The organism is Bartonella melophagi K-2C, from assembly GCF_000278255.1.
GTDB classification, from domain to species: domain Bacteria; phylum Pseudomonadota; class Alphaproteobacteria; order Rhizobiales; family Rhizobiaceae; genus Bartonella; species Bartonella melophagi.
Genome location: NZ_JH725084.1, coordinates 190,020 through 213,062 on the forward strand (window position 1 = coordinate 190,020; position 23,043 = coordinate 213,062).

Genomic DNA, 23,043 nt, shown 5'->3' on the forward strand with positions numbered 1-23,043 from the left:
TTAAAGTGACAGCGCACGCTCCAGATCCTATTCATCAGTTTGAGGTTTCACGGTTGATTAATATTTCTATAGGGAATATGGATTTATCGTTTACAAATGTATCATTTTTTATAGTCGTTACGGTTGTTTTATCTTCAGTATTTCTTTTTCTCTCATCATCAAGTCGTAGATTGGTTCCAACGCGTATGCAGTCTATTTCTGAAATGGCATATGAATTTGTAGCGTCGACTTTGCGTGAATCAGTTGGCGTACAGGGAATGCGTTTTTTCCCTTTAGTATTTTCATTATTTATTTTTATTTTGGTTGCTAATTTTATTGGTCTTTTTCCTTATTTTTATACTATTACCTCTCAAATTATGATTACTTTTTCATTGGCGATGTTGGTTATCTTGACGGTGATTGGTTATGGTTTTTATAAACATGGGGTTTGTTTTTTAAAACTTTTTGTGCCTAGTGGTGTGCCTGTTATGATTTTGCCTTTAGTCACAATGATTGAGCTTATTTCTTTTTTGTCTCGCCCTATTAGTCTTTCACTTCGCCTTTTTGCTAATATGCTTGCTGGTCACATCACGCTTAAAGTATTTTCTGGTTTTATTGTTTTAATGGTTGGAGTAGGGGGTATAGGTATTGGTGGTTCTATTTTACCTCTCATTATGACTGTGGCAATTACTGCTCTTGAATTTTTGGTAGCATTTCTACAAGCTTATGTCTTTACGGTTTTGACTTGTATGTATCTTAGTGATGCTGTTCACCCGGGACACTAATAAATAATGAATTTTCGTCAAACAATGCAATTTCACTTCAAAGGAGAATAATATGGAATTAGCACTTGCAGCAAAATATATTGGCGCTGGTCTTGCCTGCTTTGGTATGGCTGGCACAGCATTGGGGCTGGGAAATATTTTTGGTAGCTATCTTTCTGGTGCCTTACGTAATCCATCAGCAGCAGATAGTCAGTTTGGTCGTTTAGTTTTTGGTTTTGCTGTGACGGAAGCTTTGGGTATTTTTTCGTTGCTTATTGCTCTTTTGCTTCTTTTTGCAGTTTAACCGATTTAAAAAGGTATGTCTGTTTTTGTGCAAAGAGCAGACCTTTTTAATAAAAGGGAAATGATTCAGTTATCATAGGTTCTAAATAAAGGGCCTGAGGTAGTTGTTTGAAGGATAAAATAGGATGTTTATTTCCAGTGCTTATGCACAAGCTGCTGAAACGCCCATAGAACATATTGAAAATGCGGTAGAGCACGCAAACCGCGTGTTTCCGCCTTTTGATTTTGTGCATTTTGGTTCTCATCTTTTTTGGTTGGCAATTTCTTTTGGTTTTTTTTATCTCTTCATTGCTCGGGTGATTGTACCTCGTATTGGAAATGTCATTGAAACGCGTCGTGATCGGATTGCATCTGATTTAGATCAGGCTATGCGTATGAAACAAGAAGCGGATACTGTGATTGAAGTTTATGAGAAAAAACTAGCAGAAGCTCGTTTACAGGCGCGTATTGTAGTGCAAGAGGCAAGAGATAAAATTAAAGAAAAGGCTGATTTTGAACGAAAAGAAGTTGAAAAAAAATTAGAGAAAAAGCTAGCAACTGCTGGAGATCAAATAGCAGAAATTCGAGATAAAGCTATGCAAAATGTTAGTTTAATTGCAGAGGAAGTAACTCGTGAAATTGTTAAGAAATTACTTGATATTGATGTGAGTAAAGAAGTTGTCAATTTAACTGTTAGAGCTACGAGCTGTAAGGAATCACAAGGATGACTGATACATTTTGGGCTTTTATTGGATTGGTTCTTTTCTTAGCTCTTTTAGTTTATTTTAAAGTTCCGACTATGGTAGCGCGTAGTCTTGATATGCGAACAAAGCGTATCACGGACGAGCTTGATGAAGCTCTTCGCCTTCGTGAAGAGGCGCAGGAGATATTGGCTGAATGTCAGCGCAAATGTGTAGAAGCAGAAAAAAATGCTCAAGAAATTATTGCTGCTGCTAAGAATGAAGTTTCAGTTATTATTGCTGAAGCTCGTACAAAAGCAGAAGAATATGTTAAAAATCGCAAAAAAATGGTAGAGCAAAAAATTGCTCAAGCAGAAGCAGATGCAATTCGAGTTGTTTCTCTATCTGCTATTGATTTAGCAATTTCTTCCTCACGTACGCTTATTAATAAGGAATTAGATTTTAAGGAATCTAACGACCTTATTGAAAAGTCTCTCATTAAAGAGTCTCTTTCCAAAATGAAAGAGTACCTTAATTAATATTGTTTAAAGAGTTTAAAGCGTTGGTCTTTTAGGAGCAAAGCTTTGGGGAAAGGGAGGGTGCGTAACCTTCCAAGAATTGGTGCTTTTATCAAACAAAATATCTATTGAGTATGATTTTTATTTTTCGAGGTTGATCAAAAATTCCTGAACTTATCTCGATTTATGTTTTCTAAATTTTTTTACCAATTTATTAGCAAGTATAGTTTATATTCGATTTTTATTGTTTTGAAATTATTTAAAGCACTATTAACAAGTAGTTTATTATTTTTTTGAGCTATTTTCGGTATAAAAAGCATTTCAAAAATAACAAAAATTATTTTTATCATTTTTAAAATTGAAAGAACGCTAGGTTTTAGGTTGTAAGCTTCGAGAAATCCGTGACATTTTGTGTGATTAAGCGGATACGTTCAAGAAGAGCAAGACGATTAGCGCGAATAGCGGAATTTTTATCGTTTACTAATACTTTTTCAAAAAATGTATCAATAGGTTTTTTAAGTGGTACAAGGGCATTGAGTGCAAGTGATAAATTAGTTGCATTAGTCTGATCATGAAGCTTTTTTTCTACCTCAATGATTGCTTGATATAATTGTTTTTCTTCTGTTTTGCTAAAAAGTTCAGGGTTAAATGTGTTTATTGTTATGATATCTTTAGATGGTTGATTTTCAAGAATATTTACGACACGTTTTACAGAAGCTAAAAAATCATTTCCATCATTTGTGTTGATAAAAGCAATGAGTGATTCAATACAGCGTACAATTAATAAAAAGTCATCAGCATCTTTGGTTAAAACTGCTTCAATAGCATCATAACGAGCTCCTTCATCTTTAAGATAAATTTTCAAGCGTTCATGTAAAAATGACAAGAGATCTGATAAAATATCTTTTTTTGTCTCTGAAAGAGTATTTTGTTGTTGTTTAGCTTCTATTTTGGGGGAGGTATATTTTATTTTTTGTTGTAAAAAAAGATCCACCGCCTGATCAAAGAGGGGCATAAGGTTAATTTTCCAATCACGTGAAAGCACAAGTTTTATAATTCCTAGTGCTGCTCGCCTTAATGCATAAGGATCTTTTGAACTGGTTGGTTTTTCATTAATAAGCCAAAAACCAACGAGTATGTCAATTTTGTCAGCTAGTGCAACCGCTATAGCGATAGGTTCACACGGGATGCGATCTGTTGGTCCTAAAGGTTTGTAGTGATCTTCGATTGCTTCAGCCACGTGGGGATCTTCTCCTTGGAGAAGTGCATATTTTCGCCCCATCAGCCCTTGTAGCTCAGGAAATTCGGCAACAATTCCTGTTTGCAGATCAGCTTTTGCAAGTATTGCTGCACGTTTTGCCAATAGAGGATCTGCTTGCACTAAGGGTGCAATTTTTTGTGCTAAAGCAGCGATCCTTTCTACCCTTGCACCTTGTGTCCCTAACTTGGCATGGAAGGTCACATTCAAATAATTTAGCTGTGCTATCCGCTGATCAAGAGGTTTATTTAAATCAAGATCAAATTTTGCAGAAGAATCTTTCAAATGCGCAATATCCGGTAAATCATGTTGATCTGTTTGCCAAAAATAAAGTGCATCAGAAAGACGAGCGCGTACAACTTTACTATTACCCTTGGTAATTTCTTTACCACCATCATTTGCAAGAATATTGGAAACGAGGATAAAATGATTAGATAATTTAATCGTCTCACCCTGTTTGCGAGTGACGAAGCATTTTTGATTGGCTCGAATGGTTAAGCGGATAATTTCTGGAGGAATATCAAGAAAAGTCTTATCGAAATCGCCCATAAGGACGACAGGCCATTCAACAAGTCCTGCGACTTCTTCCAAAAGTGCACTATCTTGAACAAGCTCTAAACCGTTGGCAAAACAAAGATTTTGAGCATCTGCTAAAATAATATTTTTTCGCCTTTCTGTATCCAGAATAACTTTATGAGCTTCAAGCAGAGTGACATAGTCATCAAAACGGTGTATTTGGATAGGTTTTCCATCATTTAAGAAACGATGACCATAGGTTAAATTATTACTTTTAAGAGAGCCAACTGTAAATGGAACGATATGTGTTTCGCCAATTTCTGGTCCGAAAACACAAAGAATATTTTGTAAAGATCGGACCCATTTTAAGGCTCCAGTTTGAGCTGAATCTTGGCCCCAACGCATGGATTTTGGCCATGGAAAGTTACGGATAATATCAGGCAAAATATCAGCAATAATTTCTTCTGCAGCCTGACCTTTTTTGGTGATTTTAGCGACATAAAAATCACCTTTTTTACTATCATGTACAATATGTGCTTCAGAAATATTATTAAGGCCTGTAGCACGCAAAAAACCATCAATCATATACTGTGGTGATTTTGTGCTAGGACCTCTGCGTTCCTCATGGATATCTTGTGAGCTTGTAGAAAGACCACGTATATCTAACGTTAACCGACGGGGTGTCCAATATTCACGGGCAGCTTTATAAGTTAATCCTGCATAAACAAGTTGGTCAGTAACACACTTTTTGAGATCAGAAGCAGCTTTACGTTGCATCCGAGCAGGGATTTCTTCACTAAAGAGCTCGAGAAGAAGATTAGACATTAGATTTCACCTTTCGTATGAGCTTGACCAGCTTCAGTTGATAGAAAGGCTTCACCACAACGGCGTGCTAGATCACGAATACGAAGAATATAACTTTGTCTTTCGGTTACAGAAATAACACCACGTGCTTGAAGAAGATTAAAAATATGACTCGCTTTAATGCATTGATCATAAGCTGGTAAAACACATTGATGGTAGCTATTTTCTTTGTTTGGTTTTCCAACTTCAAGAAGTGCGATACACTCACGTTCTGCATCAGTGAAATGTTGATGTAGCAATTTGGTATCAGCAAACTCAAAATTATAATGTGAATATTCCTGTTCTGCTTGTAAAAAAATATCTCTATAACTTATTTTGTTTGCGCCATCTAAACCATTAAAATTAAGATCATAGACGTTGTCAACTCCCTGGATGTACATTGCTAAGCGTTCAAGCCCGTAAGTAATTTCTCCTGAAACTGGCATACACTCAATACCGCAAATTTGTTGAAAGTAAGTGAATTGAGAAATTTCCATTCCGTCGCACCAGCATTCCCATCCAAGTCCCCAAGCTCCAAGTGTTGGACTCTCCCAATCATCTTCGACAAAACGAATATCATGCAGTTTTGTATCGAGGCCAATAGCTTGTAGAGAGTTAATGTAAAGCTCTTGTAAATCTGGAGGAGAAGGTTTGAGAAGCACTTGAAATTGATAATAGTGCTGTAAACGATTTGGATTTTTACCGTACCTACCATCTGCTGGACGCCGGGAAGGCTGGACATAAGCCACTTTCCAAGGGCGTGGTCCTAATGAACGCAGTGTTGTAGCTGGATGAAAAGTTCCAGCACCTACTTCCATATCATAGGGTTGCAGAATTGCACATCCATATTGAGCCCAATAATTTTGCAAAGTTAAAATAAGTCCTTGAAAAGAACGTGCGGGGTTGAGGTACTCAGGGAAGTTCACGTTTGATACTCTTAATATGTGATTAGTAGATAAATCAAAGAAATTTAATCTTTATTACTGTTTATTGCTTTGCATGGTCAAGCATTGTTGTGTCTTGCAAACCAAATTTCAGTTTTTCTTTGATTTTTTCTAAATTTTCTGGCTGTCCATCAATGGCGTGATTCCATTGAAATACTGCTTCACGTTTGCGCCCAATTTTCCAATAAACATCGCCCAAATGATCATTCAATATTGGGTCTTGAGGTTGCAATTTGACGGCAGTTTCCAATATTTTTACAGCCTGGTTATATTGCTTTAGTTTATAATGGGCCCATCCTAGAGAATCAAGAATGTAACCATTTTTTGGCTGTAATGCTGAGGCTTTTTGAAGCATGGATAATGATTCTTCAAGTTTTTGATTACGATCAATAAGTGTATAACCTAGGTAATTAAGTACGTGTGGCTGATCAGGGAATAATTCCAGTGCTTTTCGTAAATCAGTTTCGGCTTTTGTCCAGTGTTTTAAACGTTCAAATGCGATGCCACGTTGATAAAAGAGTTGCCAATCATCTTTTTGAAAATCTACTGTTTGTACAATAGCACGATCCATAATTTTAACAGCTTCAGCAAAGTTATTTTTTTGCATATAAATAGCAGATAGCGCTATATAAATAATGCGGTCATTGGGATTTTTTTTCTCTAATGATGTTAATAACTTAATGGCTTCAGTGTGTTGATTATTATTGGCAAGCGTTAGTGCGAGCTGCAATTGTCCTTCTCTATAATAAGGAGAGTGGGGTGATAAGGCGCGATAAAGTTTAATTGCTTGATAAGGATCATTCAATTTAGCAGAGACGTTTGCTAGTTGGAACAATGTAGCGTCATTTTGAGGATATAAGGCTAGAGATAATTGTTTGAAAATACGTGCAACATGTTCTGATTTTCTTCGATAGAGTGTTGTTCCAAAGTCATACAATATTTCACCCGCTCCTTGTTGAGGTGTTTTAACAGGATTTTCTAAATTAGCGCCTTTTTCAACTTTTTGTCGGATGTTTTTAAGTATCTCTCGGCCTGACAACATCTTTTCGCCGTTCTGAATAGTTTGAATAGCTTGGCTACGCATTTTTTGACGCAATTGGAATGAAGCATAGGCTATAATAATACGTTCATAGGTGTCAGGAGAGACCATAGCACCTTGTTGATTGTTTAATGCTTGCATAAAATATTTTTTTGCCTCTTTAGGGCGTTTTGCCAGATCACTCATAAGAGCGATATGGTAGTGTATAAAAAGATTGTACCAAATAGGCCCTAAAAGCTTTTTAAGATCGGCTATTGCTTGAGAGTGATTACCTGATCCAAATGTAGCCCAAGCGCTTATCACGTCAAACGCCGGGTTGTTGGTTGAAGGAGATGTTTTTAGTTGTGGAAGGGGTTTAACATCTTTATAATTTTTTTTGATGAGGTTATCTATTGACAATGTCAGGGAAATAAAAGGATGGCTAATATTTTGTGCTTCCAATTTTTTTGCTTGTTCAACAGCCTCTTTAAATGCACCTACTGAAAGCATCGCTTCAAAGATTTCTTTTTGTGCGTCAATGTTATTGGGGTTATAGGTGAGTGCTTGTTTAAAATAATTAATAGCAAGATTAGTTTCATTTTCATGATTTGCAACTCGCCCTGCTAGATAGGCACCTGTAAATGATCTTGCATCAATAGCTAAATCGATTTTGCTATAGACGGGTGAGGACATCAGCACGATTCCCGCTATAGCGAGAGTGAAAAAATAGGGCCTTATCGCACAGTGCATAGAGCTCATCCTTCTTAAAAATCATGAATTTATGATACAATTTATAAACGTATTAGGTTTCTTTGTAGAAAATATTATTATTCTTGCAAATAATCAGTTTACACGTGCAATACAAAAATCGACAATTTCAATGAATGCGTTTTTTTGAAGGTTTTCTTTTATTGGAGAAAGAGCGTCGATTGCCTGTTTTCCATAGATGCGTGCCTGTTCTATTGTATCGGTTAAGCTGTCATATTTTTCCATTAAATGTTGTGCGTGTGCTAAAGATTCATCGTTGTTATTATTGTTTTCAAGAGCTTGTTTCCAAAATGCTTTTTCTATTGCATTACCGCGTGTATATGAGAGGATAACGGGCATAGTAATTTTGCCTTCTCGGAAATCATCTCCTATATTTTTTCCTAAATGTTCAGAATTGCCACTATAATCAAGTGCATCATCAATCAATTGAAAAGCTAATCCTAATGATGTGCCATATTCGCGTAATGCTAGACGTTTTTCATGTCCATAACCAGCGATAATTGGCCCAACTTCAGCAGCAGCTGAAAAAAGTGCGGCTGTTTTTGCATTAATGATTTTAAGATAATCTGAAGCAGTGGTTTCTATATTTTGAGCAGCGGCAAGCTGCATGACCTCTCCTTCAGCAATAATTGCTGCAGCGTTTGCTAAAATAACGAGCGCTTCCATAGAGCCAACATCTACAATCATTTTAAAAGCTTGCCCTAAAAGGAAATCACCGACAAGTACACTTGCTTTATTTCCCCAAATCATTCGTGCGGTAGATTTTCCACGGCGGAGATTACTTCCATCAACTACATCATCATGTAATAAAGTTGCTGTATGCATAAACTCAATTGCTGTTGCAAGCTTTATATGCCCATCGCCTTGATATCCAAACATATCAGCTGCAGCTAGTGTAATCATTGGACGTAACCGTTTTCCTCCTGATGAAATAAGATGATTACAAATTTCAGGGATCATTTCGACATCAGCTTGAACCATAGAGATAATTAATTGGTTTACGCGTTCCATATTATCTTTGGTGAGGTTGATGAGAGTTTGGGAAGAAACCTGGTTATTTTTTTTGTGGTCTTGTTTTATAATAGCACCCAATTGGTTTACTCCTAGAGTATTTTCAATAAATATAGATAAGCTTTATTTTCTATTTGTAGCATAAAGCGGGATTACTTTTGACTCAAGCTTTGATATTGCCTTGAAGTAGAAGTTTTTTAAATATTTATGAAGAGTGTTTTTTCTAAGCTTAAGGAATATAATTATTATGATAGGGCAGTAATTTGAAATTAAGGTAATTTAAGTACAATTGGAAGAAGGATAATATAAGGATCAATATTAGGCTTACAGATGGATGGCGCGACGAATCATAGTGATGAGACAATTGATGAATTTCATCGTGGGAAGTTTTACTTAGTTCAACCACGTTTGCAGGGGCATCGTTCTGGTATGGACGCTATGTTGTTGGCTGGTCTGGTTCCTGATAACTTTAAAGGAAAGGTTGTTGATTTAGGCGCAGGCGCAGGCGCAGCGGGATTAGCAGTTGCTTCACGTTGTTTTGAAACTCATGTTACATTAGTTGAACGATCAGCTTTTATGATATCTTATGCTCAAAAAACGCTTGCACTGAGACAAAATAAGGAACTAGCTAGCCGAGTGTGTTTATTAGAAGCAGATATTGCTTTAAAAGGTAATGCACGCTTAAAGGCAGGTCTGATGGATAATGTTTTTGATTTTGCGATTATGAATCCACCTTTTAATAATCCTGTGGATCGTAAAACACCTGATGAACAAAAATCTAAGGCACATGTTATGCCTGAAGCAATGTTTGACAATTGGTTACGCAGTGCAGCTGCAATTGTTAAACCAGGTGGATATCTAGGGTTGATTGCACGTCCCCAATCGCTTAATGATATATTACACGCTTTGGAGGGGCGTTTTGGTAAGATATGTATAATTCCTGTTCATTCTCGCGCTAAAACGGCCGCAACTCGTATGTTGTTTTATGCCAAACGGGGAAGTCGAGCAGCTTTATCTATATTGCCGGCGTTAATTGTGCATGAAGGTGAAGGTCATGCTTTTTCACCACGGGTTGATGCAGTCAATAATGGGTGTATAAGCTTGTGGGAACTTTTTTAATGATATCTTGTGTTTTTTAGCTTATTTTTTAAATTCGGATTAAGCTTTTTATTTATTTTCGGGTTATGTTTTCTCAATTTCTTATAGGGAGATTTTGTTTTGATTAACAGTATTAAAAATCTTATTCCACGTCGTTTTCTTTCCAGTAAACTTGAAATTCCTGCAGTACGACTTCATGGGGCAATTATGGATTCAAATTCATTTATGGCTCGTACACTTTCGTTAGGTAGATGTGCCCCCCTTTTAGATAAGGCTTTTGCCGATAAAAAAGCACCAGCTGTTGTTTTAATTATCAATTCTCCCGGTGGTTCACCTGTACAATCGCGTCTCATTTTTCAGCGTATTCGGGATTTAGCAAATGAGAAGAATAAACAGGTTCTCGTATTTATTGAAGATGTAGCAGCATCAGGTGGTTATATGATTGCTTGCGCTGGGGATGAAATTTTTTCTGACCCTTCTTCTGTTGTGGGCTCTATTGGGGTTGTCTCAGCTTCTTTTGGTTTTCCTGAGCTTTTAAAGAAAATTGGTATAGAACGGCGTGTTTATACAGCAGGAAAAAACAAAGTTGTATTAGATCCATTTCTGCCAGAAAAGAAGATGGGCGTTGAACATTTGAAATCTTTACAACTTGAAGTTCATCAAACTTTTATTGATTTGGTCAAAGAACGGCGTGCATCGAAGTTATCAGATGATTCAGATATTTTTACAGGAATGTTTTGGAGTGGAAAGAAAGGTGTTGAACTTGGCTTGGTTGATCAATTAGGTGATGTACGCTCTGTTATTAAAGATCGGTTTGGTCATGATACAAAACTTCGGTTAATTTCTCCTTCCAAAAGTTTTTTTGGGCCTAAAATGCCTTCAGGTGTTACTGCTGATATGGTTTATACAGCAGTTGATAGTGCATGGATGGTAGCAGAAGAACGAGCACTTTGGCAACGGTATGGTTTGTAGTTAAAATACCATTTTAATCTACATTTAATTTTGTTAGCAATTTTGCTTAGAAGCTATTGCGAGAGGAAAAGAGATTTAAAATGATCCGACTTATTTTATTCAGTTTCATTGGTGTGATGATTCTGTATATTTATTATTTATTTAGGCGCCAGTTACATTGGGTGTTGCAACGTATTTGCCATACAAGAGTTAAATCATGTACAGATGTAAAGGGAACTCTTGTGAAAGACCCTCGTACAGGTGAATATTACGTTAAATGATATCAGGTGCACAGGCTTCTCTTAAAGAGGGTTTTCATTTTTTTACACCTATTAAGTTGAATCTGGCTTTACATGTTGTGGGTCAGCGCGCTGATGGTTATCATTTGTTAGAAAGTTTAGTCTATTTTAGTCTTAGTGGAGATTGTTTAAGTTATACACCTTTTACAAAAGATCACTTTATTGTAAAAGGTCCCTTTGCTAATGGGCTTGTTTCTTATTCAGATAATCTAGTTATCCGCGCCCGCAATTTGATGTGCAAGATATTTCCTGAAAATGCTAAACCTGCCTTTTTTCAGCTTATTAAAACGTTACCTGTTGCTTCGGGTATTGGTGGTGGATCAGGAGATGCTGCTGGGGTTTTCAGTATATTGCGCCGGCAATGGAATCTTGATTGTTCTTGTGAAGAATTAGCGGCAATTAGTCTAGCACTTGGTGCTGATGTACCAATGTGTCTTTTTGCATTAGAATATCAGCAACCACTTTTTGTCCAAGGAATTGGCGGTGATATAACGCGACTAAAAGAAGCCTGTTCTATTGCAATGGTATTAGTAAATCATGGTCAACAAATTGAAACATCCGCTATTTTTCAGGCTTTGGAAAAGCGCGATCATCCTCATTTAAAAATTGATCCAGCAGCTTTAAAAACAGTTTTTTCATTGGTTGAAGCTTTACAAGAAACGCGTAATGATCTTTTTGCTCCTGCATTAAAAATTGCACCTCGATTGGCTGAGGTTTTATATGTATTAGATGAAAGTGGAGCTCTTTTTTCTCGTATGTCAGGTTCAGGCGCAACTTGCTTTGGCATTTTTAAAGATCAACAAGCAGCTCAAAAAGCGGCTTTCCTTATTAAATCAGCACATCCAAATTGGTTTGTTAAATCAATTATGACTGTAGGAAAGTTTTGATAAGCGATGTGAGCATTAAGGGTTGTTGTTTATAGTAATAATTAACTAATTTATGTTTCTGCTCTTTAATATTAAATTTTTTATTCATATCCAAATACATTTTGGAAAAGAGCAATAATTCTTTTACGGTATTTGAAAAGGGTAGCTTAAAATAGTTTTCTTAATCGAGTGATACGCATTTTTTAAAAGTAATGTTAGCAATAATATGTTGTGTAGGTAAAAGACATGGGGCTGCTCTTTACTTGAGATTATCATCACAATAGTTTTTTGTTTAGAAGGTAGAAGTATTTACGCGAGAAACTTTAAAGCCTCTTTTAAACAAACAAATAAGAGAATTTTGAGTATATTTTTCACAGAGTTTTTTATTGAGATGATTGATGTTGTAATAACCTCATCATGTACAAGAGTGGGAGATAATCAATGGAATTTTCGTGTTTGTTTTCTAGGTTTGATTAAGGTATGTAAAGATGTATAAATAATATTTATTGGAAAACTAACGCTTCCCCCTATACTTGATTTTTTGTTATCATGTTGTTTGAGAGCTAAAAAATGTTGGAGTAAGCTATTTTTACTGTAGGGCTTGCGGAAAATGGGTGGTAATGTAAATATAAATATATGTTTCGTCGTGTTCGCAATTTTTCAAATGTATTTAATGTGCCACTTCAGCCAGATTTTTCGCACGAATTGGATTTACACAAACAAGGCTTCTTTTATATAGCGGGTGTCGATGAAGTTGGACGAGGGCCTTTAGCTGGACCTGTGGTAACAGCAGCAGTTATTTTAGATAAAAACCACATTCCTGAAGGGTTGAATGATTCAAAGAAATTTTCTGCTCAACAGCGCAATCAACTTTATGGTAAAATTTTCCAAAATGCGTTGGCAATTTCTGTTGCAAGTATTTGCGCCCGTGTGATTGATCAATCTGATATCAGGAAAGCAACTTTAGAAGCAATGCGGCGTTGTGTTGTAGGACTTTCCATTCCAGCTCATTATGTATTGGTTGATGGGCGTGATATTCCGCCCCATTTGCCATGTCCAGCAACTGCTTTGATAAAAGGTGATCAGCGTTCGGTTTCAATTGCGGCAGCATCCATTGTTGCCAAAGTAACACGTGATCGAATGATGGAATGTGCTGGGCGGGTTTATGAAGGTTATGGTTTAGAAAAACATGTGGGTTATGCAACAGTAGCACATCGTACGGCTATCGCTAAATATGGGCCCATTTTAGGATTGCATCGTTATAGTTTTGCACCTCTGAAAGAAGATTATAAGGATGATATTTCATGACAATCCTACCTTTAAACAGTGCTTCAATAAAAGAAGCGGTTGAGGTTCTTAAGCAGGGTCAATTAGTGGCGTTACCAACGGAAACTGTTTATGGATTGGCTGGTGATGCAACTAATGGAAAAGCAGTTGCTTCTATTTTTACTACAAAAAAGCGGCCGCAATTTAATCCTCTTATTGTTCATGTGAGTAGCATTGTTATGGCAGAACATTATGTGGAAATTGATTTGCTTTCACGTCGATTTATGGAAGCATTTTGGCCGGGGCCTTTGACATTAGTTTTACCATTAAAGGTTAATCATAATATTCATCCTTTAACGACTTCTGGTCTTGATACATTAGCTGTTCGTTTTCCTGTTGGCGGCTTTGCAGAAGTTGTTCAACATTTTGGTCGACCTTTAGCAGCTCCTAGTGCAAATCAATCGGGAGGTCTTAGCTCCACTTCAGCTGCGTCTGTATTTGCATCTTTAGGGGCATCAGTGCCTTTAATTATTGATGGAGGAGTTTCTAAGATAGGGCTTGAATCAACGATTATTAAGGTTTGTAATAAAAATATCTATCTATTGCGTCCTGGTGGGGTAACTGCTGAAGAAATTGAAGAAGTGGCAGGGCAGTCTTTAAAACAATTAGATCAGCGTGCTGCAATTGAGGCACCAGGTATGTTAAAATCACATTATGCTCCTAATGCTTTAGTACGTTTAAATGCACAACAGGTGAAGAGCGACGAAGCACTTTTGGCATTTGGCTCTAATCGCATTGTAGGTGCTGAAAATGCTATTTCTATTTTAAATTTAAGTGAAAGTGGTCAATTGGAAGAAGCTGCATTCCATTTGTTTGACTATATGAAACAGTTGGATTCATTAAAGGTGAAATGCATTGCAGTGGAGTCTATTCCATTTTACGGATTAGGTGTAGCTATTAATGATCGTTTGATGCGTGCTTCAGCTCCGAGAGGAGAATGAAGGTGGAGCAGAATTTAATTGAGTGTTTTAGAAAAATTGTTGGTTCTGTACATGCTATCACAGATCAATCTTTGATTGCACCATATTTGCTTGAAAATCGTGGACTTTTTCATGGAAGAACGCCATTACTTTTACGGCCATCTTCAACAGATGAGGTATCATCTATTATGCGTTTGGCCAGCAAAACACGCACACCAATTGTACCTCAAGGAGGAAATACTGGTCTTGTGGGTGCTCAACAGCCAGATGATAGTGGGCGTAGTGTTGTTTTGTCTATGGAACGTTTAAACAAAATTCGATTAGTTAATCCTGAGGGTAATTTTGCTGTTGTGGAGGCTGGTGTTATTTTACATACCTTACAAAAAAAGGCAGATGAAGTAGATCGTTTTTTCCCTCTTTCTTTAGGTTCAGAAGGGGCCTGTCAAATAGGAGGGAATCTTTCGTCTAATGCCGGAGGGACAGCTGTTTTAGCTTATGGTAATATGCGTGAGCTTTGTCTTGGTTTGGAAGTTGTTTTGCCTGATGGGCGTATTTTAGATGATCTGCGTTTTGTTAAAAAGGACAATAGCGGTTATAATTTGAAAGACCTTTTTATTGGTTCAGAAGGGACTTTAGGGGTTATTACTGCAGCAGTTTTAAAGCTTTTTCCAAAGCCTAAAGGAAAAGCAGTTGCTTTTGTAGGTTTACGCAGTCCAGCTAATGCTCTTAAATTTTTATCTCTTGCTCAGTGTTATGGGGGGGCATTGTTAACTGGTTTTGAGCTTATGGGAAAACTCAGCTTACAAATGGCTTTAAATTATACGATGCATGCTAATTCACTTTTTGAGCATGAGCATGAATGGTATGTTTTGATTAATATTTCATCGTCACGTAGTGATAATGAAGCGCTATCGGTGTTAAACGTTATTTTAGAAACAGCTTTAAAAGATAATATTATAGAGGATGCAGTTGTTGCACAATCGTTAAAACAGCAAGATTTTTTTTGGCAATTGCGTGACAATATGTCACCAGCGCAGAAGTTAGCAGGAGGGTCTATTAAGCATGATATTGCTGTACCTATTGCCTCCATTCCTGACTTTATTGCTGAAGCTGCTCTTATTGTTGAAGAGATTGCCCCAGGTGCGCGAGTAGTGTGTTTTGGTCATATGGGTGATGGGAACCTCCATTATAATATTACACAACCCATAGGGACTGATACTGCATCATTTTTGCAATTATATTCACAAATAAATGACCGGATCTATTGTTTAGTGATGCGTTATCAAGGTACATTTTCTGCCGAACACGGAATTGGGCAGCTCAAGCGGAGAGAACTGCGTACTTTTAAATCACCCGTTTCATTAGAAATTATGCAAGCGATTAAAAAAATATTTGACCCTTTAGGAATTATGAATCCTGGCAAAGTATTATAAATTGAAAATGATGAATATTTCTATTCTTATTGAGATTTTGATAACCGAAAAGAAAACAAATTTTTTACCTAAAGCTTAATAATTCAATAATAAAAAGATATTATATAGAGTATGTTTTATTGAAGTGAATTGGGAAAAACTATATGGCTAATCAATGTTTTAATCGGGCAAAAGTGGGGTCTGAGTTTCGGTTAAATCCATGCCATTTGCCACAAACGGCGACATACTTTGTATCAAAAACGGGAAATCACATGATTTGTTCGTTGAATGAACGAAGTGTTTCTCTGAAAGTTGATAATTTTTCCAGTCTGTCACGTTTGATTCCAATTTATCACTTCAAAGGAATTGCAGCGCGTATAGTAGAAACTCTTACAGGAGAAAAGACTATCGCATTAGAATTGCTCCATACAGATGAAGAAGCTTGTATTCCACTTTTAGTTTCTAGAGATTTGAATAATGTTCTGTTAGACTGGCGATTATGGGGAAAGATTTATAATCTACCAATGTTTATGATCTGTGAAGATAAGAATATTATCATTATCAAAAATCATTCTATTTTACGTCAATTTTTTTATATGACATCACTATCTTCTAGAAACAAGGGCTTTTTACTCCGTTGTGGTGATTCATTAGGTTTACGTTTAATGGTCACTAATCGGGTTGTTTCACAGTAAATTGATATAGATTAATTTTTCATGCTGTATGAGTAGACATGTTTATTTCAGGGGCATTCTATACTTTTCATTAATTGTGGTAAAAAGTAGTTTTAGTTGTGTGATTAGGGAAAATCTTTTTTTCCGATTTTTACATATCTGCTACAATCATTTGTGTTTTTAGGGCGTTATATTATTATGCTTTGATATTACACAAAGCATATCACTTTCGTGGAAAGTGATTGGTAAATTTGTTTCAAACAAATAGGATGGTAAGATGATCACAAAATGTGTAGTTTTTGTGTTTGGAACATCTACTTTTTTCATCTAAAGCTTTTGTGAATAAAGGGTAATAAGCAGATCAATTGATCTTTTTACTGTATGAATACCTTATCTCAAAAAAGAGTTCAAAAGATCTAATTTTTTTGTGCGATAGCACGCCAGCCAATATCCCGGCGAACAAAGCCTTGTGGCCAATCAATACAATCGACAGCTTCATAGGCGCGTTTTTGTGCGTGTGTAACAGTTTCTCCTGTTGCTGTTATATTTAAAACACGCCCACCATTAGCGATTAATTCTCCATTATGTAAAGCTGTGCTCGCCTGGAAAACTTTTACATCAGGAAGAGCATTTACCTTGTCGACATTGCGGATAATGCTACCTTTTTGAGGAGCATTTGGGTAACCTTTAGCAGCCATAACAACTGTTAGAGCGGTTTTTTTAGACCATTGAATGTGTTTATTTTTAAGGTTTCCTTGAGCTGCTGCGAGGAGAAGTGGTAAAATATCATCTTTTAAGCGCATCATTAAAACTTGACATTCAGGATCACCAAATCGTACATTAAACTCAATTAATTCAGGCCCTTTTTGGGTTATCATCAATCCGGTGAAGAGAATACCTTTAAAGGGGGCTCCCATTGCGGCCATATCATGCAAGGCGGGTTCGACAATTTCTTTAAGAGTGCGGTTAACCATTTCCTCAGTCATAATTGGAGCTGGTGAGTAGGCTCCCATACCGCCGGTATTGGCTCCAGTGTCGCCATCACTAACACGTTTATGATCTTGTGCTGATCCAAAAGGGATGGCGGTTTTACCATCACAGAGACAAAAGAAGCTCGCTTCCTCACCTTCCAGAAATGCTTCGACAACGATTTTCTTTTTTGTATCGTCAAATGTACCTTCAAAGCAGGCATCAACGGCTTCAAAGGCTTCTTGCATTGTCATAGCCACAACAACACCTTTACCAGCAGTCAGGCCATCAGCCTTAATAACGATAGGAACGCCTTGTTGGCGGATGTAGGATTTAGCTTGTGAAGCATTGTTAAAACATTGATAGATACTTGTAGGAATGTTATTTCTGTAACACAAATCTTTTGTAAAGCTTTTTGAGCCTTCCAATTGAGCTGCTTTTTGAGTGGGGCCAAATACACAGATACCAGCAGCATTAAGAGAATCAGTTATACCTTCGACCAATGGTCCTTCTGGTCCAACAATGACGAGGTCAATAGAGTGTGCTTTACAGAAATTAATAACAAGAGGGTGATCATTGATGTTTAAATCAATATTTTCACCTAATTCTATTGTTGCAGGATTTCCAGGAGCGCAATATAATTTTGTAAGTAGCGGTGACTCTGCTATTTTCCATGCTAAAGCATGTTCTCGTCCACCTGATCCAATAAGAAGAACGTTCATGATTTGCTCCTACCATAAAAGATGATTAAATCAGTTTTTCTTTCATAAGAATGAAATGGTTCTATCGCAAGACCAAAGGTGAAATCATTTGATGAAAAAAAGTAAAAATATTTTACATGTTCAATCCTGTGAAAATCAAGGACGAGTTATGGATGCCCCCCCTAAACAATGGGTCTACTATTTACTTCCTTGTTCTTTGTGGCTTTATGCTCAATTGGCACGTTGGGATAGACCTATTGGGTGGAAATTGTTGATGTGGCCTTGTTTCTGGTCAACAACCATGGCTATGCTTTCCTATGAGATGCTCCAAGTACCTTTTTTGTCAATTATAATGTGTTGGATTTGGTATCTTTTTCTTTTCTTTTTAGGTTCTATAGCCATGCGAGGTGCAGGCTGTACTTGGAATGATCTTGTTGATCACAAAATTGATTCTCAGGTAGAACGAACACGTTCTCGTCCATTGCCTGCAGGTCAAGTAAGTCGGTTTCAAGCAAAAATTTTTATATTAGTGCAGTGTTTCATAGGTTTAGGTGTTTTATTACAGTTTAATGCATTTAGCTTTTTTTTAGGTATTTCATCCTTAGTGGCGGTTGCAATTTATCCTTTTATGAAACGTATAACAAATTGGCCACAATTTTTTTTAGGCGTTGCGTTTAATTGGGGTGCATTAATGGGGTGGGCAGTTGTGTATGGAAGTCTGAGTTGGGCACCAATCGCACTTTATGCAGGATCAATCTTATGGACAATTGGATATGATACAATTTATGCTCACCAAGATAAGCAAGATGACGCTATTGTTGGTGTGCATTCTACAGCACGCCTCTTTGGAAAAAACACCAAATGTGCACTGGTGATTTTATATAGTGGTTTTATAATGCTGGTTAGCTTGGCATTTTATTTAGCGCAAGTATCCATTCTCAGCTTTGTAGGGATTTTTATTGCTGCTATCCATATGTTTATTCAAATCAAAGTCATCGATATAGATGATAGCTCACAATGCTTAAAACTTTTCAAATCCAATTCGTTTGTTGGTTTTTTTATTTTTGCTGGTTTAGTGTGTGGGGGTATTTGGATGATATTACATTCTGCAGTTTAAGAACAATCTAGTTTTTAGAAACAAGGTCATATATTCTGTAATAGTAGAACAGAAAGCTGTTGTTATAAGAGTAAAGGCTTCATAAAGATAGTGGTTAAGGATAGAGTCTTTGTTTTTGCCAACTATCTTGTTCAATAGAGTCACGTGTAAAAAGTAAGCGATCATGTAAACGAAACGGCCGATCGCACCAAAATTCAATAAAAAGAGGTTTAATGCGAAAACCAGACCAATAGGGTGGGCGAGGAATATTCCCTACTGCATAACGTGCAGCATATTTAGCAACTGCTTTTTTGAGAGTAAGGCGATTTTCTAATGGCTGAGATTGTTTAGATGCCCATGCACCGATTCGACTTTTTCGTGGTCGCGACTGAAAATATGCATCTGCTTCTTTAGTACTTACTTTTTCGACAATACCTCTAATTCTAATTTGGCGGCGAAGTGATTTCCAATGAAAGCCTAAGGATGCTTTCATCGATCCTAAAATTTCTCGTCCTTTACAGCTTTCATAGTTGGTATAGAAGACAAAACCTTTAGGACTAAAATCTTTAAGAAGAACCATACGAACATTGGGTAAACCTGTTTCATCAACTGTTGCGAGTGCCATAGCATTGTGATCGTTTATTTCGCTTATTTTTGCTTCTTCAAGCCAATTTTCGAAAATTGCAAAAGGATTTTGTGTTTGTATAAAATCATTATTCGTTTGTGTTTTATTATTCATGATATACTCCACTGTTAGTTAGTGTGAGTGAAAAATTTTTTGATTTATTTTTGCCATCAAGAATAACGTGCTGTTATTCTTTTGTTCTAAAAAGCTAATAGCTTTATATATTTTTATTGTGGTGTTTCAATTATGTTTATCTTTAACATAGGGTTCCATAAGCTATATTGAATTAAAAATATTCATTTTATCTAGTATTTTGTTTTTTTATAAACATATTAGATAAGAAAAATGATTTTATTGAATAGCTTGATGAAGTAATAAAAAATATTTAACGATATTACTGGTTGATATTTGAAAAACGGGAAAGCTAGAAAGAGGGCAATATGCGTGATCCCTATACGGTTTTGGGTGTGGCACGTACCGCAAAACCGCAAGAGATTAAATCTGCATTCAGAAGATTAGCAAAGCAGTATCATCCAGATCATAATATGGGTGATGCCAAAGCTAAAGAAAGATTTTCTGAAATTAATCAAGCTTATGAAATTATAGGTGATAAAGATAAAAAAGCACAATTTGATCGTGGTGAAATTGATGCAGAAGGAAAACCACTTCACCAAGCTTATGGCGCCGGGGGAAATTTTAGGAGCAAACAAAATCCTTTTACTGGTGACACAAGAGGATTTGATTTTGGATCTTCAGGTACTGCAAGTTTTGATGCAAGCGATATTTTTCGTGATTTATTTGGAAGAGGAAGGAATTTTTCAAATTCAACACAATATAGTCAACCTCAACAAGGGGCTCATGTTCGTACCAGCCTTTCAATTACATTAGAGCAGATGGTGGGTGCAAGCAAAGTAGAAGTAACTTTTCCTACTGGAAAAAAATTAAAAATTAAATTACCAGACTATGTTGAAGATGGGCAAACCATTCGTTTAAAAGGTCAGGGAGAAGAGGTGGCACACGGGCAAGCAGGGGATGCTTTAGTAACTATTCGTATTCAGAAACATCCTCGTTTGCGAGTTGAAGGGAGAGCGCTTCATCTTGATTTGCCGGTTTCTCTTAAGCATGCTGTTTTAGGAGCCAAAGAAGAAGTTGACACTTTGGAAGGACGTGTGGTTTTGAAAATTCCCCCATGGTCGAGTTCTGATCGTGTTTTACGGTTGAAAGGAAAGGGGCTTCGTTTAAAAAATGGTGAAAGAGATGATCTTTATGTACATGTTCGTATTATGTTGCCAGAAGGTGGAGATGCTGCATTAGAACAATTTTTGCAAATGCAAAACAATTAACATCTTTTTTCTTATATAAAAGCATAACTTAAGTTTGATTTTAAACCAATTGCTTGAAGAAAAAGGTAACCTGTGTCATAGGCATATAGATAATGTTGATGTCAAATAGCAATGAGGCGATGCTAATGACGAAGAGTAATGGTTTATTATATGGAAAACGTGGCTTAATTTTAGGATTGGCAAATAATCGCTCTATCGCTTGGGGAATAGCGAAGGCGGCCAATGCAGCAGGGGCCGAGCTTGCTTTTACCTATCAAGGTGAAGCAATGAAGAGACGTGTTGAGCCTTTAGCCCAAGAGTTGAACGGTTTTGTTTGTGGTCATTGTGATGTTTCCGATAGCGCATCTATTGATGCAGTTTTTAGCACAATAGAAAAAGAGTGGGGCAAACTTGATTTTTTAGTTCACGCTATTGGTTTTTCAGATAAAGATGAATTAAGTGGTCGTTACGTTGATATTAGTGAGTCAAATTTTATGATGACGATGAACATTTCTGTTTATTCGTTAACAGCTCTTACACAGCGTGCAGAAAAGTTGATGTCAAATGGCGGTTCAATTTTAACGCTGACCTATTATGGTGCAGAAAAGGTCGTTCCCAATTATAATGTAATGGGGGTTGCTAAAGCTGCTCTTGAGGCTAGTGTTAAGTATTTAGCTGTTGATTTAGGACCAAAGAACATTCGTGTTAATGCTGTGTCTGCAGGGCCAATTAAGACATTAGCTGCTTCTGGTATTGGTGATTTTCGTTATATTCTAAAATGGAACGAATATAATGCTCCTTTACGTCGTACAGTGACAATCGAAGAAGTAGGCGATTCTGCCCTTTATTTTCTTTCAGATTTATCGCGTTCTGTTACAGGTGAGATTCATCATGTTGATTCTGGGTATCATGTTATCGGTATGAAGGCTGTTGATGCACCTGATATTTCTGTTGTTAAAGAATAAGGCTTGGTTCATAAAGTTTTATATGTTAGCGACAATTTGATTTAAAGTTCAGACAGTTAATGACACATTTGGATGAAATCGTATTGCGCGGTTCAATCCACACTATAGTTACATGTATTTGAAGAAGAAATGGATCTTTCTCCATGTCGCATAATACATTTGGTCATTTGTTTCGTGTAACAACATGGGGTGAAAGTCATGGCCCTGCTCTTGGTTGTGTTATTGACGGTTGCCCCCCAGGAATTGCTTTCACTCTTGCAGAAATTCAGGCATATCTTAATAAACGTAGACCTGGGCAATCAAAATATACAACGCAGCGTCAAGAGTTAGATCAAATAGAAGTGCTTTCAGGAATTGTGCCTCAAGATAACGGCACAACATTGGTAACAACAGGTACACCAATTTCACTATTTATTCGAAACATAGATCAATGTTCTAAAGAGTATGGTGAAGTTATTTATCAATATCGTCCAGGCCATGCAGATTACACCTATGATATTAAATATGGCATTCGTGATTATCGTGGTGGTGGACGTTCCTCAGCGCGAGAGACAGCGGCACGTGTTGCAGCAGGTGCTCTTGCCCGTAAAATTATTCCTGGTTTAATTGTGCGAGGAGCTGTGACGGCGATTGGCCCTTATAGTATTAATCGTGATCGTTGGGATTGGTCAGAGGTTGATAACAATCCTTTTTTTACACCTGATGCAGAAGCAGCACGCATTTTTGCTGATTATATGACTCAGTTACAAAAAAGCGGTTCATCAACTGGTGCTATTGTCGAGATTGTTGCGGAAAATGTTCCAGTAGGTTTAGGGGCACCTATCTACGCAAAACTTGATCAAGATATCGCATCATTTTTAATGTCAATTAATGCGGTTAAGGGCGTTGAAATTGGTGATGGTTTTGCCGCAGCTCGCTTGACTGGTGAACAAAATACAGATGAAATGCGAATGGGAAGTGACGGTAAACCGCTTTTTTTATCTAATCATGCTGGGGGTATTTTAGGTGGGATATCAAATGGGCAGCCGATTATTGCACGTTTTGCTGTTAAACCCACGTCATCAATTTTGGTTCCTTGTCGTTCAATTGATGTTAATGGTAACAATGTGGATGTTGTTACAAAGGGGCGTCATGATCCATGTGTTGGGATTCGTGCTGTTCCTGTTGGTGAAGCGATGGTTGCTTGTGCTATTGCTGATCATTATTTACGGCACCGTGGTCAGGTTAGTTGTAGTTGA

Annotated in this window: 21 protein-coding genes; 15 read left to right on the forward strand and 6 right to left on the reverse strand. The window is 37.0% G+C overall.

Features of this window, described 5'->3' with window-relative positions; genetic code table 11:
* The first annotated feature begins 5 nt into the window (after window positions 1-5).
* The 4 genes from ME3_RS05940 (at window position 6) to ME3_RS05955 (ending at window position 2,244) form a co-directional block, all read left to right on the forward strand.
* Window positions 6-764 carry a F0F1 ATP synthase subunit A gene (locus tag ME3_RS05940; RefSeq protein WP_007477983.1) on the forward strand — a complete coding sequence of 253 codons (759 nt, stop codon included), beginning with the start codon at window positions 6-8 and terminating at the stop codon, window positions 762-764.
* 52 nt (window positions 765-816) lie between these two features.
* Window positions 817-1,047, forward strand: coding sequence for a F0F1 ATP synthase subunit C (locus tag ME3_RS05945; RefSeq protein ID WP_007477984.1), 231 nt, complete (start codon window positions 817-819; stop codon window positions 1,045-1,047).
* 124 nt (window positions 1,048-1,171) lie between these two features.
* Window positions 1,172-1,753 (forward strand): F0F1 ATP synthase subunit B, encoded by a 582-nt coding sequence (locus ME3_RS05950; protein WP_007477985.1) that lies wholly within the window; start codon window positions 1,172-1,174, stop codon window positions 1,751-1,753.
* Window positions 1,750-2,244 carry a F0F1 ATP synthase subunit B gene (locus tag ME3_RS05955; RefSeq protein ID WP_007477986.1) on the forward strand — a complete coding sequence of 165 codons (495 nt, stop codon included), beginning with the start codon at window positions 1,750-1,752 and terminating at the stop codon, window positions 2,242-2,244. Before ME3_RS05950 ends, ME3_RS05955 begins: the two co-directional genes overlap by 4 nt.
* A 355-nt stretch (window positions 2,245-2,599) precedes the next feature.
* Here the strand turns inward: ME3_RS05955 and glyS are convergent, their stop codons facing one another.
* From glyS to ME3_RS05975, 4 genes are all read right to left on the reverse strand, one after another.
* Complete coding sequence (gene glyS, locus ME3_RS05960) at window positions 2,600-4,822, reverse strand: glycine--tRNA ligase subunit beta (RefSeq protein WP_007477987.1); 2,223 nt, start codon at window positions 4,820-4,822, stop codon at window positions 2,600-2,602.
* Window positions 4,822-5,766: a glycine--tRNA ligase subunit alpha gene (locus ME3_RS05965; protein ID WP_007477988.1), complete on the reverse strand. Its 945-nt coding sequence runs from the start codon at window positions 5,764-5,766 to the stop codon at window positions 4,822-4,824. Before ME3_RS05965 ends, glyS begins: the two co-directional genes overlap by 1 nt.
* A 61-nt stretch (window positions 5,767-5,827) precedes the next feature.
* The gene (locus ME3_RS05970) at window positions 5,828-7,552 is read right to left on the reverse strand and encodes a tetratricopeptide repeat protein (protein ID WP_007477990.1); all 1,725 of its coding nucleotides are present in this window, start codon (window positions 7,550-7,552) and stop codon (window positions 5,828-5,830) included.
* Window positions 7,553-7,645: 93 nt separating this feature from the next.
* Complete coding sequence (locus ME3_RS05975) at window positions 7,646-8,662, reverse strand: polyprenyl synthetase family protein (RefSeq protein WP_007477992.1); 1,017 nt, start codon at window positions 8,660-8,662, stop codon at window positions 7,646-7,648.
* Window positions 8,663-8,911: 249 nt separating this feature from the next.
* On the opposite strand from ME3_RS05975, the gene ME3_RS05980 reads away from it, so the two are divergent.
* From ME3_RS05980 to ME3_RS06015, 7 genes are all read left to right on the forward strand, one after another.
* Window positions 8,912-9,700, forward strand: coding sequence for a tRNA1(Val) (adenine(37)-N6)-methyltransferase (locus ME3_RS05980; protein WP_007477993.1), 789 nt, complete (start codon window positions 8,912-8,914; stop codon window positions 9,698-9,700).
* 99 nt (window positions 9,701-9,799) lie between these two features.
* Entirely contained in the window at window positions 9,800-10,651 is an 852-nt protein-coding gene (locus tag ME3_RS05985) for a S49 family peptidase (protein WP_007477994.1), read from the forward strand.
* Between the two features lie 256 nt (window positions 10,652-10,907).
* Window positions 10,908-11,816 carry a 4-(cytidine 5'-diphospho)-2-C-methyl-D-erythritol kinase gene (locus tag ME3_RS05995; protein WP_007477996.1) on the forward strand — a complete coding sequence of 303 codons (909 nt, stop codon included), beginning with the start codon at window positions 10,908-10,910 and terminating at the stop codon, window positions 11,814-11,816.
* Window positions 11,817-12,431: 615 nt separating this feature from the next.
* The gene (locus ME3_RS06000) at window positions 12,432-13,103 is read left to right on the forward strand and encodes a ribonuclease HII (protein ID WP_007477997.1); all 672 of its coding nucleotides are present in this window, start codon (window positions 12,432-12,434) and stop codon (window positions 13,101-13,103) included.
* Window positions 13,100-14,062, forward strand: a complete 963-nt coding sequence (locus ME3_RS06005; RefSeq protein WP_007477998.1) for an L-threonylcarbamoyladenylate synthase — start codon at window positions 13,100-13,102, stop codon at window positions 14,060-14,062. Before ME3_RS06000 ends, ME3_RS06005 begins: the two co-directional genes overlap by 4 nt.
* Before the next feature lie 2 nt (window positions 14,063-14,064).
* Complete coding sequence (locus ME3_RS06010) at window positions 14,065-15,474, forward strand: FAD-binding oxidoreductase (RefSeq protein ID WP_039952675.1); 1,410 nt, start codon at window positions 14,065-14,067, stop codon at window positions 15,472-15,474.
* A gap of 143 nt (window positions 15,475-15,617) precedes the next feature.
* Window positions 15,618-16,148: a DUF6101 family protein gene (locus tag ME3_RS06015; protein WP_007478000.1), complete on the forward strand. Its 531-nt coding sequence runs from the start codon at window positions 15,618-15,620 to the stop codon at window positions 16,146-16,148.
* Window positions 16,149-16,543: 395 nt separating this feature from the next.
* On the opposite strand, the gene purD is transcribed toward ME3_RS06015, so the two are convergent.
* Entirely contained in the window at window positions 16,544-17,818 is a 1,275-nt protein-coding gene (gene purD, locus ME3_RS06020; RefSeq protein WP_007478003.1) for a phosphoribosylamine--glycine ligase, read from the reverse strand.
* Window positions 17,819-17,909: 91 nt separating this feature from the next.
* Here purD and ubiA point away from each other — a divergent pair, with 91 nt between their 5' ends.
* Window positions 17,910-18,914 (forward strand): 4-hydroxybenzoate octaprenyltransferase, encoded by a 1,005-nt coding sequence (gene ubiA / locus ME3_RS06025; protein WP_007478005.1) that lies wholly within the window; start codon window positions 17,910-17,912, stop codon window positions 18,912-18,914.
* 94 nt (window positions 18,915-19,008) lie between these two features.
* Here the strand turns inward: ubiA and pdxH are convergent, their stop codons facing one another.
* Window positions 19,009-19,632, reverse strand: a complete 624-nt coding sequence (gene pdxH / locus ME3_RS06030; RefSeq protein ID WP_007478006.1) for a pyridoxamine 5'-phosphate oxidase — start codon at window positions 19,630-19,632, stop codon at window positions 19,009-19,011.
* Between the two features lie 326 nt (window positions 19,633-19,958).
* On the opposite strand from pdxH, the gene ME3_RS06035 reads away from it, so the two are divergent.
* The 3 genes from ME3_RS06035 (at window position 19,959) to aroC (ending at window position 23,043) form a co-directional block, all read left to right on the forward strand.
* Window positions 19,959-20,861, forward strand: coding sequence for a DnaJ C-terminal domain-containing protein (locus tag ME3_RS06035; RefSeq protein ID WP_007478007.1), 903 nt, complete (start codon window positions 19,959-19,961; stop codon window positions 20,859-20,861).
* A gap of 125 nt (window positions 20,862-20,986) precedes the next feature.
* The gene (fabI, locus tag ME3_RS06040) at window positions 20,987-21,805 is read left to right on the forward strand and encodes an enoyl-ACP reductase FabI (RefSeq protein ID WP_007478008.1); all 819 of its coding nucleotides are present in this window, start codon (window positions 20,987-20,989) and stop codon (window positions 21,803-21,805) included.
* A 143-nt stretch (window positions 21,806-21,948) separates the two neighbouring features.
* A complete protein-coding gene (gene aroC, locus ME3_RS06045; protein WP_007478009.1) occupies window positions 21,949-23,043 on the forward strand; it encodes a chorismate synthase in 1,095 nt (364 codons plus the stop codon).

What these genes read in the sequence shown, in the direction of transcription:
- ME3_RS06005 (WP_007477998.1), top strand. Translation starts at nt 13,100, where the DNA reads ATGACAATCCTACCTTTAAACAGTGCTTCAATAAAAGAAGCGGTTGAG.
- ME3_RS06000 (WP_007477997.1), top strand. Translation starts at nt 12,432, where the DNA reads ATGTTTCGTCGTGTTCGCAATTTTTCAAATGTATTTAATGTGCCACTT.
- ME3_RS05995 (WP_007477996.1), top strand. Translation starts at nt 10,908, where the DNA reads ATGATATCAGGTGCACAGGCTTCTCTTAAAGAGGGTTTTCATTTTTTT.
- fabI (WP_007478008.1), top strand. Translation starts at nt 20,987, where the DNA reads ATGACGAAGAGTAATGGTTTATTATATGGAAAACGTGGCTTAATTTTA.
- glyS (WP_007477987.1), bottom strand. Translation starts at nt 4,822, where the DNA reads ATGTCTAATCTTCTTCTCGAGCTCTTTAGTGAAGAAATCCCTGCTCGG.
- ME3_RS05980 (WP_007477993.1), top strand. Translation starts at nt 8,912, where the DNA reads ATGGATGGCGCGACGAATCATAGTGATGAGACAATTGATGAATTTCAT.
- ME3_RS05950 (WP_007477985.1), top strand. Translation starts at nt 1,172, where the DNA reads ATGTTTATTTCCAGTGCTTATGCACAAGCTGCTGAAACGCCCATAGAA.
- ubiA (WP_007478005.1), top strand. Translation starts at nt 17,910, where the DNA reads ATGAAAAAAAGTAAAAATATTTTACATGTTCAATCCTGTGAAAATCAA.
- purD (WP_007478003.1), bottom strand. Translation starts at nt 17,818, where the DNA reads ATGAACGTTCTTCTTATTGGATCAGGTGGACGAGAACATGCTTTAGCA.
- ME3_RS05970 (WP_007477990.1), bottom strand. Translation starts at nt 7,552, where the DNA reads ATGCACTGTGCGATAAGGCCCTATTTTTTCACTCTCGCTATAGCGGGA.
- ME3_RS05945 (WP_007477984.1), top strand. Translation starts at nt 817, where the DNA reads ATGGAATTAGCACTTGCAGCAAAATATATTGGCGCTGGTCTTGCCTGC.
- ME3_RS06015 (WP_007478000.1), top strand. Translation starts at nt 15,618, where the DNA reads ATGGCTAATCAATGTTTTAATCGGGCAAAAGTGGGGTCTGAGTTTCGG.
- ME3_RS05955 (WP_007477986.1), top strand. Translation starts at nt 1,750, where the DNA reads ATGACTGATACATTTTGGGCTTTTATTGGATTGGTTCTTTTCTTAGCT.
- aroC (WP_007478009.1), top strand. Translation starts at nt 21,949, where the DNA reads ATGTCGCATAATACATTTGGTCATTTGTTTCGTGTAACAACATGGGGT.
- pdxH (WP_007478006.1), bottom strand. Translation starts at nt 19,632, where the DNA reads ATGAATAATAAAACACAAACGAATAATGATTTTATACAAACACAAAAT.
- ME3_RS06035 (WP_007478007.1), top strand. Translation starts at nt 19,959, where the DNA reads ATGCGTGATCCCTATACGGTTTTGGGTGTGGCACGTACCGCAAAACCG.